Origin of the sequence: Enterobacter ludwigii, from assembly GCF_001750725.1 — a bacterium.
GTDB lineage: Bacteria > Pseudomonadota > Gammaproteobacteria > Enterobacterales > Enterobacteriaceae > Enterobacter > Enterobacter ludwigii.
In genome coordinates this window covers 1,827,325-1,842,063 of sequence record NZ_CP017279.1, presented here as the reverse complement: position 1 = coordinate 1,842,063, position 14,739 = coordinate 1,827,325, and the positions used below count along the sequence as shown (strand labels likewise).

Sequence of the window (14,739 nt, the reverse complement as noted above, 5' to 3'; positions counted from 1 at the left end):
GTGTTAATTAGCCGGCAATTGTACACCGGATAACACTGTCGTGGCAGCATCAAGGCTTGTATGGAAAAGCATATCTTTGTAAAGCGGCGGTAATCCAAAGCGCGCACGGGCACGATTACAGGCTTCATTGACCTGCCCATCCTCACCTGACATGGAAAATTCCCGGCACGGGCTGGGGCGGTGCTCGTAGATAGAGCACCGGGTGGACACCCCAGGTTCACCTTGAAGCGCAGCGCATCGGCACGGTTTTTGGTTGGTGCCGCTCATGCAGCGCAGAAAAGGCGTTAACGGTTCAGTGAGATGAACCGGAACGGTACCGCCGCCATCGCTGGCTTCGGCCCAGTAGAAAGAGACTCGAAAATACGCACAACAGGCTCCGCACGTCATGCACGGGTTAACATCACTCATGGCACACCTGCAAAAGAAGAACGCATCAAATCAACTTGTGAGAGCGCTAAATTATCCAGCCGCGAGAGGAAGAGCAAGAGGGTGAAAAGAGAAAATTTTGTAACGCCGAAATGCCAGAAATTGACCTGACGACAACTTATCGCTTTACGGTGTGTCACCAAAAATTAACCCAGATCAATGAATGTTAACTTACTGGTTTTAATGTGATCTGTAGCAGATCACTTATTACTCATTTGTGAGTATATTCTCCTCCGCGACTAAAACCACAACGATGGAGCGGATATGAAAAAATTAGCGGTGGCAGCCCTTGTATTAAGCAGTCTCTCTGGCGGCGCGTATGCGCATGAAGCAGGTGAATTCTTTATTCGTGCCGGTTCGGCAACGGTGCGTCCAACAGAAGGCTCTGATAGCGTTCTGGGTATGGGCGGTTTTAACGTCAGCAACAATACCCAGCTCGGTTTGACCTTTACGTATATGGCGACGGAGAACATTGGTGTTGAGCTTCTGGCAGCAACGCCATTCCGTCATCGCGTCGGTTTAGGGCCAACCGGGGATATCGCGACGGTGCACCATTTACCGCCAACACTGATGGCGCAGTGGTACTTTGGTGATGCTAACAGTAAGGTGCGTCCGTATATTGGCGCAGGGGTGAACTACACCACCTTCTTCGACGAGAAATTTAACGATACCGGTAAAGAAGCCGGGCTTACCGATCTCAGCCTGAAAGACTCGTGGGGTGTTGCGGGGCAGGTGGGGCTGGATTATCTGATTAACCGTGACTGGTTAATTAACGCCTCGGTCTGGTACATGGACATTGATACCGACGTTCGCTTTAAAGCGGGCGGTGAACAGCAAAGTATCAGCACTCGCCTCGATCCGTGGGTGTTTATGTTCTCCGCGGGTTATCGTTTCTGATTTATCCCCTGAGACTGGCCTGGTTATGGCCAGTCTCAGGGGGCGATTAAAGTTGCCCCTCCATATTCCAGCGAGCTGAACTCATCTCATCAAATACATGCTGAACCGTAAACGGCGGAAATACTGCCCGTTTAGCCGCGTCAGCCAACGCCTGACCATAACCTATTCACACCATTCCTAAAGTCGAGGTGCAGGTTGCACCGCTTACCGCTTCATGCGTGAGGCCCGGTCAGGGCGGCGTCCAGTGATTGCTCAATGGCGCAGGCCTGTGGCCCTGGATATTGTTATCCGAGACTTTACCGGAATGCTTATAAGTACAGGCATCGGGGGCACGTTGTTTGTGACAGCGTTTAGGGGTAAGGGGAACACATCCGGCAAGCACAGCAGTAATACACACTGACGGAAGAATTTGATTCATGAGAAAGTCCATTTATGAAAGTTATTCCGCAAGCAGGCTATCGGAGTTGGGAGGAGATTAATGCCAGATGCCGCAATATACTGTTCTCGAAAAGCGAGACGTTAAATTTTACAGGACATAATATTGAAAAGAATAATTATTGCGGCTGCGGTTACGCTCATTTCTGGCTGCCATCAACAGCCCATGCAACCTGAACCGGCGCAGAAACCGTGCAATGGAATAACGAATAAGCCTTTCCCTGCCATGCCCGTAAAGGCACAGGCGCTGGGCATTGAGGGTAACGTTGTTTTCTCTTTTTCTGTGGGCGACGATGGTCATCCATACGATATACGTATTGTCTCTGCACAGCCTGAAGGGGTGTTTGAACGCGAAACGCTGCGTGCCGTGCAAATATGGTGTTTATCACCGAATAAAAGCCGTCAAACAGAAACGGTCACTTTCACAGTAGATAAGCCCCGATAGCCCGGGGCTTATCTTTCCTCGCAGGCACGCTAACGCACCACCAGCACCGGGCATTTAGCGTGGCGCACGACGACCGCAGCGTTAGAGCCTAACAGATAGGTCGAAATATCAGGTCGATGAGACGCAATAATTATCAGGTCTGCATTGATACTCTCAGCCAGTTTCAGGATCTGATCTTTAGGCGTGCCAGAAATGGCGTGGGTCTGAATGCGGTCGGCCGGTAAATTGAACTGCGTAACGATCTCATTCAATTTCGCCAGCGCCTCCTGCTGCATTTCTTCCAGTTTTGGCATCTCAACGGAATAGGCCAGACCAAGAGAGGAATAGTAGGGGAAAGAAGGAACGACAGTCAGAAAATGCACTTTGCCGTTACTGATTGCTGCGTTCGCCTGAACATAGGGAATCACCTGTTCGGTCAGGCGACGCTCTGAAATATCGACAGGAACGAGAATTGACGCAAACATGCCACACCTCCTGTTTGTTTTTTATCCACTTTAAGTGTAGTTCCGGGGGAGAACAGAGGGCTGCATTTACCGCCAAAGTGGGACGTAAGGCGGATTTTTGGGGCAGGAAAGACGCCCCGGTTAAGGAGCGTCTGTGGCGGGATTATTTCTGTATCAAATAACGAATGGTTGGCCCATCCTGTTGAATGTCCAGCACGGTGTAACCGTGGTTTTTAGCATCCAGAGGAATGTTGTTGATGGACTGCGGGCAGTCGCTTACCACCTCCAGAATTTCCCCTTTCCTGAGCTGAGGCAGGGCTTCCAGCGTAGCGACAGCGGGATAAGGGCAGGGTTCGCCCACCATATCCAGACGATAGTCAGGCACGATCTCTTTCATGCGGCATTCTCCTGCGTTTCATTTTTGACAGCAGCACGGCGGAAGAACCGTTTCTCCTGCGCAATCACCAGTAAAAAAGCGACCAGCAGCAGGGCGTACGTCACTAACAGGCCACCGAGCGGGCCGAACGTGCTGAGCAGGTTGACCTTATCCCAGTTTGTCGCGAGGACAGGAGAAAGGGAATCCCAGTAGTACGCAAGAAGAGTTGACCCGAGCACGTTCCCCAGGCCAACCCACCAGTAATGTACCTGACCTTCAACGGCGCGGTACATCCAACCGGTTTCACAACCGCCAGCCAGCACAATCCCGAAGCCAAACAGCAGGCCGCCAATCACCGCATTCGGGCCGGCCCACATGATTTTCGGTTCAACACCTAACTGAACATAGCTGAAGATGCCGATAGCACTCACCGCCATCCCGGCAATAATCGCTTTTGCCATCATTGTTCGCCCGGTGATCCACATATCGCGAAACGCTGAAGTAAAGCAGATCTGCGCGCGTTCAATAAGCAAACCAAAGCCCACGCCAAACAGCATTGCCAGACCCAGTTTAGGTTGATTGAGCGCTGTACACAGTGCCCATGCCACCATGGCGAAAAAGACCAGCATCCCCAGGCGGAAACGACGGTGTGCCTGAGCCGGTTTTTGCGTCAGCGGCGATGCGGCGCTGACCTTAACCATCCTGACGGGAATACGGAACAGCGGCAAAAGGGTAAATTTTGCGCCAAAGTAAGAACCGATGGCGGTAGCGACGGCAAAGAACCAGGCATGTAGCGAAAACTGTGGGATACCGGTAAAGAAGGCGGCAAGGTTACAGCCCATCGCCAGGCGCGCACCGAAACCGGCAATCATGCCGCCGATGACCGCCTGTACGATGCGGATCCGACTTTTTGGCATTCTCAGCTTAACGTTGTTTGCCCACAGCGCGGCGGCAAAACAGCCGCCGAACATGCCGATGATCATCATCCCGTCGATGCGAGTCAGCGGAGTGCCTTCCAGATGAATGAGCTTAAAGTAACCCCACTCTTCAGCATGCACACCGGCAAGCTGCAGCAGCTGTCCACCCCAGCGGGTAAACTCGCCGGTTACAGCCCAGAACGTACCGGTAATGCCGAAATAGTAAGTAGACAGGATCCCCGCTGCGATAACGGCGGGTACAGGTGACCAGAACTTAACCAGGTAAGTCTGTTTGAAGTATTGCCATGACATGAGTAAGCCTCTGAACTCAGAAGGTATATTTGGATTTAACGGGCTGGAATATATAACTTTTTTTCTTTCTCCAAAACCTCTCCAAAACTTTTCTCAAAAATACCTACCTTTTTTATGACCTCCGTCATCAAATCTTCCTGATATCTTCTGGCAATCACTCACCCGGCTGCAAAATATTCACTCTTTTCGCGGCTCCTCACGCAGAATACGCGAGCGGCAGACATCCAGAATTTCGTCAGCGAGTGCAGAATTATCCGGGCAGGCACGGGACAACACCAGAGCCCCGACAAGATGTGCAAAGGTGTCTATCAGGTCAGCACGTGAGACATTTTCGTCGCTTAACATTGCCAGCTGGCGTTCAACCCCGGCTGCAAATGTCTCTTTGATGGACTCGGACTGACGGGCGGTGTCGGTGCCCAGGGCTGACATCACACAACCCCTGGCCATATCATCGCGATGCTGTCGGGAGAGGTAATATTCAATGAATTTTTCTCGGTCCACACCCGCCAGGTTTTCCGCGGCGTGTACAAAACCACAGTTCATGGCTTCTGACATCAGGTCGGCCTTTGAACCAAAGTGCTTATAAAACCCGCCGTGGGTTAAACCCGCCGCAGACATCAGCTCCGCCACGCCCACGCCGTCATAGCCGCGCTCACGAAAAAGTTCTGATGCCGTTTCAACAATGCGCATCCGGTTTTCCCGAACCTGCTCTTTTGACACTTTCATGCGTTCCCGCCCCCTTACAAAACAAGGCTCAATTATACATTGATGATGATCATAATCAAACTAGTTGACTTTATAGATTATGATCATCATCATTAAATCCATGTTCCCGACGGTGCTTCGCAGAGGTATGCGCGCTCCGTCAGTCTGACTGAGATCAGCAAAGAGAGCCTGACATATCCCCGGATTTACCTGCATCGAACAGTGCAGATTCTGTTCAACATTTAATAAAGAAGATCACATATGACGAAAACTTCAGTTCTCATTACAGGCGCATCGACGGGTATTGGTGCTGTTTATGCGCAAAGATTTGCGAACCGTGGACATGACCTGGTTCTGGTTGCCCGCGATAAAACAAAATTAGACGCACTCGCCGAGCGTCTGCGACAGGAGAAGGGCGTTTCTGTAGATGTACTGCCAGCCGATCTCACTCAGGCAGCGGATTTAGCGACGGTGGAAGCTCGTCTTCGTGATGACGAAAAAATAGGGGTGCTGATTAACAACGCGGGCATGGCACAGTCGGGCAATTTTACCGGCCAGACGCCTGAGGCAATTGAGCGTCTTATCGCCCTGAACGTCACTGCGCTGACGAGGCTTGCGAGTGCCGCGGCGCCACGGTTTGTCAAAACCGGAGAAGGCGCAATCGTCAATATCAGCTCCGTCGTTGGGCTCGCCCCGGAATTTGCCATGACGGTTTACGGTGCCACCAAAGCCTTTGTGCTTTTCCTGTCGCAGGGATTGCATATTGAGCTGTCCTCCGCGGGCGTTTACGTCCAGGCAGTACTTCCGGCCGGCACTTACACCGAAATCTGGGAGCGTGCAGGTATTGATATCAGTAAGGCGCCCGAGATGATGGAAGTGGGTCAGTTAGTTGACGCAGCCCTGGCCGGCTTTGATCGTCGCGAACTCGTCACCATCCCTCCTTTACAAAATGCTGCCCACTGGGATGACCTGGAGAAGGCGCGTCAGGCTCTGCTGGCGGATATCAATCAGGCTAAAGCGGCAGAACGGTACACAGTGTAGTCACGGGGATTTGGCATAACCCTATGCCGCGTTGTTTCCCTGCAGCGTGTTGTTGCGCTGCAGGGTGAGCAGGACTCCATCAAGAGAGCGTAGTGAGAATGACAAAAAAACGTGTAGCACTGGTGACCGGAGCTTCTTCGGGGATCGGTGAGGCGTCGGCTAAAAAACTGCTGGCCGCGGGGTATACGGTCTATGGCACCAGCCGGCGCGGTGCGCAGGCAGGTACACATCCCTTTGCGTTATTAACGCTTGATGTGACGGACGATGCGTCCGTGAGCGCCGCCATTGAGGCGTTACTGCACCTGGAAGGGCGGATAGATTTGCTGGTGAATAATGCGGGCTTTGGGGTTGCTCCTGCGGCCGCGGAAGAAAGTTCGATTGATCAGGCCAGGCGTATTTTCGACACCAACTTTCTTGGCCTGGTCAGAATGACGCGGGCAGTGATCCCGCACATGCGCCGTCAGGGCAGTGGCCGCATCATCAACATTGGTTCGATATTAGGGATTGTCCCGCTACCGTACGTGGCACTGTATGCAGCCAGTAAGCATGCGGTTGAAGGGTATACGGGCGCGCTGGACCATGAACTGCGCACACAGGGTATCAGGGTTTCCGTGATCGAGCCGGCCTATACAAAGACACAGTTCGACGTAAACAATGTAGAACCTGACGCGAAGCTAGAAGAATATGAACCGCTCCGGGCTAAGCTGAACAACGTCGTCAGCAAGGCAATGGACGAGGCGGAACGTCCGGAAGTGGTGGCTGATGTGGTGGTAAAGGCTGCCCAGGCTTTACGGCCTAAGGTGCGTTATACGGCGGGCACGCTGGCGGGGAAACTGAATTTCATTCGCCGCTTTGCGCCTGCTTCACTTCTGGACAAGGTAGTACGCAACAGTCTTCAGCTTGACGCGAAAGAATAAGAATATGAAATTTTCTCAACTGGCTATTCTGACTGCCGGGTTGTTTTTCATCCTGGCGGCGATATGGATGTTCTGCCCGCAACTGCTGTTAACGCAGTGGGGAATCACGCCATCACCAGGAACTGATGTGCTCGGCCATCGCTTTGCCGCCCTGTACGCGGGCCTGGGGGTGATGTGTTTATTCGCCAGACACGCAGAGCCCTCGCTGGCACGCTATGCCCTGGCAGCAGGGATCGGTACGTTATGTTTGATTTTAGCCGTGTCCGGCGTTGTTGAGTGGTATGCAGGACACGTTAATGGGCAGATCGTTATTGCAGTATTTATCGAGCTATTCCTGGGTATCGCTTTTTTACTCAGCAACAGCGTTGGTAAGAAACACGCCACCGGCAAACCCGGCAGAGTAAAAGACAAATGAATAAGAAGACGATGAAAGCATTTACGTTTAAACGCTATGGTAAATCCCCTGAACTGGGATTCGACGACGTAGATTTTCCGTCCCCTGGTGATGATGAAATTCTGGTCAAAGTGTATGCAGTAGGTCTGAACCCGATCGATAACATGATCCCGACCGGCATGTTCAAACGTGTTCTGCATTTCAGTCTCCCCGCGACGTTGGGCAGTGACGTGTCCGGCGTTGTCGTTGCCACAGGACGTCGCGTGACGCGTTTCAAAGCAGGCGATGAGGTGTTTGCCAGTATTTTTGACAGGGGAACGGGTTCGCTTGCTGAATTTGTGCGGGTGCCAGAAAACCTTGCAGCGTTAAAACCCGCCACCCTGGATTTCGTACAGGCAGCGTCGCTTCCGATGGTCAGTCTCACCTCCTGGCAAGCGCTGACGGAACGCGCGAAGCTGCGAGCGGGGCAGAAAGTATTTATCCCGGCCGGCTCCGGTGGAATTGGCAGTTTTGCTATCCAACTGGCAAAACACCTTGGCGCAACGGTAGGGACGACAACCAGCACCGCCAACATTGACTGGGTGAGCCGCCTTGGTGCAGATGAGGTGGTTGACTATAAAAAGCAGGAATTCGAAAAAGTGCTGAGCGGCTACGATATTGTCCTCGGGACTATCAGAGGTGACGCGATTGAGAAATCCACCCAAATCCTTAAACCGGGAGGGAAGATAGTTTCCCTGATCGGGCCGTTAGATACGGCTTTCGCACGGGAAAGACACCTCAATGTTTTCCTGCGTTTTGTATTAGGGCTGTTGAGCCGCAAAATCATGCGACTGTCAAAAAAACGAGGATTAACCTATTCGTTTCTCTTTGTCCGCCCTGATGGCAGCCAGCTTAGCCAAATCGCTGAACTCATGGACGCTCAACGCATCAAGCCTGTTATCGACAACGTTTTCCCCTTTGCCGAAACTGGCGACGCCTTCACCTATCTGGCTCGCGGGCATGCAAAGGGGAAAGTGGTGGTTAAAATTCATGAGTGATAGCAACGAAGGCTTGCCTTTGCGCTAAGCATAAATGACCAGAGTTATCGCCTCAGGGAAGAGGTATAGTCACTATCACCGTTCGTATCAGTTATAGCCTTCCGTCTTCATCGCATAATGCGGCCAGATATCAGGATCGTGCCCGGGAATAATTTCCGCATTATGCATCTGGGTAACCACTCTTAGTTTTGCCACCGATCGTGCCACCTCACTGGCCGATGTCATCAAGCCAGGCAGGGCTTTATCCTGAAAATGGTCAAGCGTATAGGCAGCATCTATCGCCAGGGTGAACGATTTTCCACTCGGCAGGGAGACGACAAAAGATTGATGACCCGGGGAGTGGCCTGGCGTGTAAATGATTTTCAGAACGCCGTCGCCATACAGATCAAAACCGTCATCAGCATCTCCTGCCAGAAACTGCCATATGAGACCTTCGCGATGAAAATCTTTCCGACAGTAGGCCCCGGCGGTAAACCAGTCCGGTGAAAAGGCATAGTCATACTCAGCACGCTGCACAAGATGAGTGGCTTCAGGAAAGCGGCCAATCGCGCCGGTATGGTCAGAGTGGAGGTGGGAGAGTAAAACATAACGCACCGATTCTGGCCTTATTCCGAGCTTCGCCAGTTGTCTTCTACAGCCCTGGTTTGTATCCATGATGGGTTGATACTGGTCAACAGTCGGTCCCCAGTAGGCGCGGGGATCCTTCAGCCCTTCCACCGCAAGACCACCGTCAATAACAACATTCCCCTGCGGATGCGTCAGTAAAAACCAGGGGACAGGTATAATGTAGTCGGCGCCTTCACCCTGATTCATCCTGATATCGTGATATTTACAACGCTGATAGCCCGACTGGAACATATAAAGCCTGATATCTGACATGCTTCTTTTCCCGTAAAAAATGAAATCTTCTGTACGCCATAGCTACAACAGCCGTGGACGCACAGATTTTCATTAACAGAAGGGCCTGGCAGTAGAGGGGCGGGACCACTTTCATTTATCGGTTTTACCAATATAATCGGTGAATGGATTTACTTACGGCAATGCGTATTTTCATTCGGGTGGTTGAGCGCGGAAGCATGTCTGCCGCTGCGCGCGATCTCGGCATCGGACAGCCGGCGGTCAGTGAAAGGATAGAGCGTCTGGAAGCTCATCTTAATACCCGCCTGCTGCGACGTCACACGCGCCGAATGTCTCTCACCAATAGCGGGACGCTGTTCTATGAACGGAGCAAAAGCGCCGTTGCAGCGGCTGACCATGCGCTGGCAATCGCGGATAATGGTGAGGCAATTAGTGGAACCCTGCGCATTGCCGCACCCTATGGTGCCGGGGAAGAGTTACTTATGCCCGCCCTGCTTAAATTGCAATTGGCCTATCCGGGCATAAACATAGATCTGGTGCTCAGTGACAGAGTGACGGACCCGGTCACCGAAGGTGTGGATATCTCGCTACGTCTTGGTGAGGCGGGGGAAGGATATTATGTTGCCCGCCCGTTGGGGAAAATTGAGCGGTTGCTGGTGGCCTCTCCCGAATATTTGCAGCGTTATGATATGCCCCGTACACCGGGTGAGCTCGCCCGACATGCGTTTGCTCGTGTTTCGGGCCTGTTTATGAATAACCATGTGACGCTGATCGCGCCTGACAACGCGTTACTCACCGTCCCTGTGAGAATAACATTCACTTCCAGCCACTGGCGGCCGTTACGTACTGTGCTTCTGGCAGGAAGGGCAATCGGGGTATTGCAGTCTCCGGTTTGCCGACAGGAGATTGCCGACGGGCATCTCGTACCTGTGTTACCCGACTACCTTGTTCCTTCATTCCCTGCATATTTACTTTATCCCCCGGCTAATATCATCTCCGCTGAAACACGAGCATGTGTCGCTTTCCTTGAAAACGAACTTCGCACAAGCCTTACGCGTTCGGTAACAAAAGGGCAGCCATAGTTCTCAAGCTGGAATACGAGGCTGTTAAATAAACGGTTGAACAAAATTTCTTGCCTGCCTGAGGTACACCCGGTTAATGGCTTGCCCAGTCGAGCATGCGTCATTCGCTGCCTCGGCACGGCAACTCTCCGGCAGCTAAATATTCTGCGCGGGTTTGAAACTACTGCAGTGACGTCTTCCCCCACTGCCTGACGTGTTCAATCAGAGCCCGCAGCTTGGGGGCCATATTTCGACGTTGCGGGAAGTACAGATAAAACCCAGGAAAAGACGGAAGAAAATCATCCAGTAATGAAACAAGCTGTCCTTTTTCAATAAATGGCCTGAATGTTTCATAGGTTGCAAAGGTAATTCCTCCCCCCGCAAGCGCGAGCCTGAGCATGAGACGGAGATCGTTGGTGGTGATATGCGGTTCAACCGCCACGTCGAAAGGTATTCCCGCTTCCTCAAATTCCCAGCGATAGGGCGCGACGTCTGGCGATGGGCGCCAGCCGATACAGCGATGGCGGATAAGCTCTCGCGGATGGCGCGGTGCGCTGTGGGCCGCCAGATACGTTGGTGATGCCACCACCACTTCCCGTTGCTGTCCCGTCAGAGGGACAGCAATCATGTCTTTTTCGATCACGTCACCGAGCCTTACGCCGGCATCATAGCCCGCTGCCACGATATCAAATTCGTCATCCGTCACGACGATATCGATGGTGACGGCAGGGTTAGCGGCTGCAAATGACGCGAGCAGAGGGCCTGAAAGAAATTCTTCTGCAATTGAGGTGACAGCAATTTTCAGATGTCCTCGCGGCCCGTTGTCAGAGAGAACGTCTTCGCACGCCGCGTCAATCGTTGATAGCGGTATGGACAACGATTTTCGCAGCCGTTCTCCCGCTTCAGTCAGGTTTACCGAACGTGTGGTGCGCATGACAAGCAGGGTCCCGAACGTATCCTCCAGGCGTCTGATCCCCTGGCTGACCGCCGATCGCGTCACGCCAAGACGTTCGGCGGCAGCGCTGAAGCTATGTTCCTCTGCGACAGCCAGAAACAGAGGTAAAAGATTAAGGTCAATTTTCATTGTTTAGGATTGCTAACCAGTGTGTACACCAGTGGTAGGATACACGAAACAATCCCCTCGTTCTATTATCCCTCTGAACTCAACTGAAGGAGTAAATCATGGATAAAGTCATCTTGATCACCGGTGCATCCAGCGGTATCGGAGAGGGTATTGCACGAGAGCTTGGCAATGCAGGCGCGAAGTTGTTACTTGGGGCACGCAGGAAAGATCGTATTGAAGCTATCGCTGCAGAAATTCGCAGTACAGGCGGGCATGCGGAAGCCTGCGAGCTGGATGTCACAACTCGCCAGTCGATGTCTGATTTCGTGCAGGCGGCACTGACTACGTGGGGGCGTATTGATGTTCTGATCAACAACGCGGGAATAATGCCCCTTTCTCCGCTGGCAGCGGGTAAATATGATGAATGGGAACGTACCATTGATGTGAATATCAAGGGCGTACTATGGGGGATTGGCGCCGTGCTTCCCACCATGGAAGCGCAGGGCTCCGGTCAGATAATCAATATTGGCTCTATCGGTGCTCTCTCTGTGGTGCCGACAGCTGCCGTCTATTGCGCCACAAAGTTCGCCGTTCGGGCGATTTCAGATGGCTTGCGACAGGAAAGCGCCAGCATCCGTGTCACCTGCGTCAACCCCGGTGTGGTGGAAAGCGAACTTGCCTCGACCATTACTCATCCGGAAACGCAGGCGGCAATGGAGGTATACCGTTCCATTGCACTCCAGCCGGCTGATATTGCCCGCGCTGTTCGGCAAGTGATTGAAGCGCCTGAAAATGTTGATACAACAGAAATCACGATTCGACCTACCGCGTCTGCGAACTGACCTGGCTAACGCATATTCACCACGAAAGCTGCCTGTAAGGCAGCTTTTTTTTTGTCGTGTCACAGAGTGCAGGGTGAAAATTGTATGTGTATTGAAAAGGTCATAACGCGGGCCAGACAACCGGTGTGGCCCGCATGGCAAACTTACCACTGCTGCTCTGTGGGCATGATGAACAATTCTGCCACGTCGACATGGTCCGGCGCGCGCAGCACATAAAGGATGGAATCAGCAATATCCTCTGACTTCAGGAACGTCATGTGTTCCTTCAGGTTTTCCATCTGTGCACGGTAGTTTTCGTCAGTAATGTGCTCGAATAATTCACTTTCAACCGCGCCTGGCTGAAGTGAGGTTACGCGAATATTGTATTGAGACGAAAGCTCCATGCGTAATACATCTGAAAATGCGGCTACCGCATGTTTCGTTGCGCAATATACCCCGAGTCCAGCGAACGTTTTTCTGCCCGCAATCGAGGACGTATTGATGATATGCCCTGACTTTTGCGCTTGCATCACAGGGAGTACCGCGGCAACCGTGTTCATTAAGCCCTTAATATTGACATCAACCATACGATGCCACTCCTCCAGTTTGAGACTGGCGATGTCTGAAATGGGCATGAGTCCGGCATTGTTGAAGGCGATATCAATGTGGCCATAGGCGTCGTGCAGTTTCTTCACGCCATCGAAGACTGACGCCTGGTCAGTCACATCCATTTCCAGCGCAATGGCTTCTCCGCCGAAGGCCTTGATTTCTGACACCAGCGCCTGGAGACGATCCCGGCGGCGGGCCGCGAGTCCCACTTTGACCCCCTCTCTGGCCAATTTAATGGCGGTGGCTGCGCCGATACCGCTTGATGCACCGGTCACGATGGCTGATTTACCGTTGAGTTCCATGATTGATCCTCTATGCGTTTGTTTCAGCGCTTCAGCAAAGAACATCTGAAGTTCGGGTCAATCATGTCTGCAAAAGGCACTCTCTTCGCGCGGTGGTTTGCTCACACTGTCGGTGTTTTGCTACGCATATTTTCGTGGCGATATTGGGAGGGCGAAATACCGGTGTGCTTGCGGAATATGGCAGCAAAATGGCTGGGGCTGTTGTAGCCCACGGTCAGGGCGATGCTGATCATCGAATCCTCTGTCTCGGACAACAGGCGGCGCGCCTCTTCCATTCGCAAGCGGATAAAATAATGGGAAGGCGAAAGCCCGGTAGACTGTTTAAAGACCCGGCTGAAATGGAATTCGCTAAGCTCGGCAAGGCCAGCCAGACGTGCTAAGTCAAAGGGGTGAGCCAGCTCTTCATGCATCGCCTTAAATACCCGGTGTAATTTATATGCCTGCAACCCGCCGTGGTGTCGCTTTGCCGATGTCCGGTAAGCACGGGAGAGATGTACGGCAAGGGCTTGAGCGATACCCTGGATGTAAGGTCCACTGGGTGGGTGCTGAAAATAAAGCTCTGCGCGCATAAGTTCCAGCAGGGCTGACAGTGTTTCATCGCGTTCGCCCGACACTTCCCGCAGCTCAATATCCTGCATCATGGACACACCAATATAGACGTGCATAACGATGAAAGGGCAGTCTGGCTCGGCTTGCCATCTCATCTCTGTCGGAGAGGTGTCGGTCGTGAGAAAAAAATCACCTGCGGTAACGTGGTTTTCTGACCACTCTCCGCCCAGAGGCCGTTCTTCAACGACGGCCCGTCCAGAGAGTATCCAGACAATAAAAGGCTCTGGCACGGCCGGGATAATAACGTTGTCCTGCCTCTGTCGACGCGCCAGAATTTGAATGAAGACATCCCGGGAAGATTGTGCCCGATGTTCCTTGAGCAATTCGCCCGGAATGTACGCTTCGAATGATTCAGCGGAAGTACGTTGAGCCATATTTGTCAATAACGTCTCTTAAGCCAGTTTCACAAGGTTTAGCGCGGGAAGGGGACCACCCGGGAATTGTTGCAGATATCCCCCAATCTCAAGACTCCCTAAGTCTATACTGGCGAAGCCCATTCGGGTGGCTAATTCCTCAACGTCCGCTTTTGCATCAGCGTGGTCGCCGGACATAAAGACCACGCGGCGCCCGCCAGATTGGGACGGATCTTGCGCAAGAACGTTTGCCAGAAGCGTGTTGAAGGCTTTGACGACTCGGGCTCCCGCTGCCCATTCTGAAACGCGCTGGGATGAATTTTTACCCCCCAGATCTACAAGGGTGTAGCCCGGCAAAAGTACCGGGTTAGTCGCGTCAATCAGAATACGACCCTCCCAGTTCAACCCACTTAATGCGGCCTCGGTTCTGTTCCAGTTGGTACTTATAAAAACGATTTCGGCTTCGGCAGCCTGTTGTACCGTTCCGGCGCGAGCTTTGTCGCCCAATGCCTCAATCACTTCAGCCAGGCTGTCCGGGCCACGACTGTTACTGAGGATGACATTCACGCCTGCGTTGACCAGCTGGTGGGCAAAGGCTTGTCCGATGGCGCCTGCACCAATAATGCCGACAGTATTTGTTTTCATAGTTTGTTTCCTTAAATGAACAGATGCGTTGATGTGTTTGGCGACGTTGCTTAAGAACATGAAAGGAGAATAG

At 52.5% G+C, this 14,739-nt stretch carries 18 protein-coding genes; 8 read left to right on the top strand and 10 right to left on the bottom strand.

The window, feature by feature from the left end; all coding sequences use genetic code 11:
* Positions 1-3: 3 nt before the first annotated feature.
* Complete coding sequence (locus tag BH714_RS08695) at positions 4-408, bottom strand: YkgJ family cysteine cluster protein (protein ID WP_032680849.1); 405 nt, start codon at positions 406-408, stop codon at positions 4-6.
* Between the two features lie 282 nt (positions 409-690).
* Here BH714_RS08695 and ompW point away from each other — a divergent pair, with 282 nt between their 5' ends.
* A complete protein-coding gene (gene ompW, locus BH714_RS08690) occupies positions 691-1,323 on the top strand; it encodes an outer membrane protein OmpW (RefSeq protein WP_014170432.1) in 633 nt (210 codons plus the stop codon).
* Between the two features lie 541 nt (positions 1,324-1,864).
* Positions 1,865-2,203, top strand: coding sequence for an energy transducer TonB (locus BH714_RS23570; RefSeq protein WP_080765204.1), 339 nt, complete (start codon positions 1,865-1,867; stop codon positions 2,201-2,203).
* A 29-nt stretch (positions 2,204-2,232) separates the two neighbouring features.
* Here the strand turns inward: BH714_RS23570 and uspF are convergent, their stop codons facing one another.
* From uspF to BH714_RS08660, 4 genes are all read right to left on the bottom strand, one after another.
* A complete protein-coding gene (gene uspF / locus BH714_RS08675) occupies positions 2,233-2,667 on the bottom strand; it encodes a universal stress protein UspF (RefSeq protein WP_014170429.1) in 435 nt (144 codons plus the stop codon).
* 142 nt (positions 2,668-2,809) lie between these two features.
* A complete protein-coding gene (gene yedF, locus BH714_RS08670) occupies positions 2,810-3,043 on the bottom strand; it encodes a sulfurtransferase-like selenium metabolism protein YedF (RefSeq protein WP_014170428.1) in 234 nt (77 codons plus the stop codon).
* The gene (gene yedE, locus BH714_RS08665; RefSeq protein WP_014170427.1) at positions 3,040-4,251 is read right to left on the bottom strand and encodes a selenium metabolism membrane protein YedE/FdhT; all 1,212 of its coding nucleotides are present in this window, start codon (positions 4,249-4,251) and stop codon (positions 3,040-3,042) included. Before yedE ends, yedF begins: the two co-directional genes overlap by 4 nt.
* A gap of 177 nt (positions 4,252-4,428) precedes the next feature.
* Complete coding sequence (locus tag BH714_RS08660; protein ID WP_032681991.1) at positions 4,429-4,977, bottom strand: TetR/AcrR family transcriptional regulator; 549 nt, start codon at positions 4,975-4,977, stop codon at positions 4,429-4,431.
* 240 nt (positions 4,978-5,217) lie between these two features.
* Between BH714_RS08660 and BH714_RS08655 the strand changes: the two genes are divergently transcribed.
* From BH714_RS08655 to BH714_RS08640, 4 genes are all read left to right on the top strand, one after another.
* The gene (locus BH714_RS08655) at positions 5,218-5,997 is read left to right on the top strand and encodes an SDR family NAD(P)-dependent oxidoreductase (protein WP_040017685.1); all 780 of its coding nucleotides are present in this window, start codon (positions 5,218-5,220) and stop codon (positions 5,995-5,997) included.
* A gap of 98 nt (positions 5,998-6,095) precedes the next feature.
* Positions 6,096-6,914, top strand: coding sequence for an oxidoreductase (locus tag BH714_RS08650; protein WP_040017684.1), 819 nt, complete (start codon positions 6,096-6,098; stop codon positions 6,912-6,914).
* Between the two features lie 4 nt (positions 6,915-6,918).
* A complete protein-coding gene (locus BH714_RS08645; protein ID WP_040017679.1) occupies positions 6,919-7,329 on the top strand; it encodes a hypothetical protein in 411 nt (136 codons plus the stop codon).
* Positions 7,326-8,345 (top strand): NADP-dependent oxidoreductase, encoded by a 1,020-nt coding sequence (locus BH714_RS08640; protein WP_040017677.1) that lies wholly within the window; start codon positions 7,326-7,328, stop codon positions 8,343-8,345. The genes BH714_RS08645 and BH714_RS08640 overlap by 4 nt, the downstream gene beginning before the upstream one ends.
* A gap of 87 nt (positions 8,346-8,432) precedes the next feature.
* Here BH714_RS08640 and attM read toward each other — a convergent pair whose 3' ends face one another.
* Positions 8,433-9,224: an AttM family quorum-quenching N-acyl homoserine lactonase gene (gene attM, locus BH714_RS08635; protein ID WP_040017676.1), complete on the bottom strand. Its 792-nt coding sequence runs from the start codon at positions 9,222-9,224 to the stop codon at positions 8,433-8,435.
* 161 nt (positions 9,225-9,385) lie between these two features.
* On the opposite strand from attM, the gene BH714_RS08630 reads away from it, so the two are divergent.
* Positions 9,386-10,285 (top strand): LysR family transcriptional regulator, encoded by a 900-nt coding sequence (locus tag BH714_RS08630; RefSeq protein ID WP_040017675.1) that lies wholly within the window; start codon positions 9,386-9,388, stop codon positions 10,283-10,285.
* A gap of 160 nt (positions 10,286-10,445) precedes the next feature.
* Here BH714_RS08630 and BH714_RS08625 read toward each other — a convergent pair whose 3' ends face one another.
* Positions 10,446-11,348, bottom strand: a complete 903-nt coding sequence (locus tag BH714_RS08625; RefSeq protein WP_040017674.1) for a LysR family transcriptional regulator — start codon at positions 11,346-11,348, stop codon at positions 10,446-10,448.
* A gap of 98 nt (positions 11,349-11,446) precedes the next feature.
* Between BH714_RS08625 and BH714_RS08620 the strand changes: the two genes are divergently transcribed.
* A complete protein-coding gene (locus BH714_RS08620) occupies positions 11,447-12,169 on the top strand; it encodes an SDR family oxidoreductase (RefSeq protein ID WP_025203946.1) in 723 nt (240 codons plus the stop codon).
* A 143-nt stretch (positions 12,170-12,312) separates the two neighbouring features.
* Here BH714_RS08620 and BH714_RS08615 read toward each other — a convergent pair whose 3' ends face one another.
* From BH714_RS08615 to BH714_RS08605, 3 genes are all read right to left on the bottom strand, one after another.
* Positions 12,313-13,059 (bottom strand): SDR family oxidoreductase, encoded by a 747-nt coding sequence (locus BH714_RS08615; RefSeq protein WP_020882399.1) that lies wholly within the window; start codon positions 13,057-13,059, stop codon positions 12,313-12,315.
* A gap of 101 nt (positions 13,060-13,160) precedes the next feature.
* A complete protein-coding gene (locus tag BH714_RS08610; protein ID WP_020882400.1) occupies positions 13,161-14,042 on the bottom strand; it encodes a helix-turn-helix domain-containing protein in 882 nt (293 codons plus the stop codon).
* An 18-nt stretch (positions 14,043-14,060) separates the two neighbouring features.
* Entirely contained in the window at positions 14,061-14,726 is a 666-nt protein-coding gene (locus BH714_RS08605; protein ID WP_072040320.1) for an NADPH-dependent F420 reductase, read from the bottom strand.
* Positions 14,727-14,739: the final 13 nt, after the last annotated feature.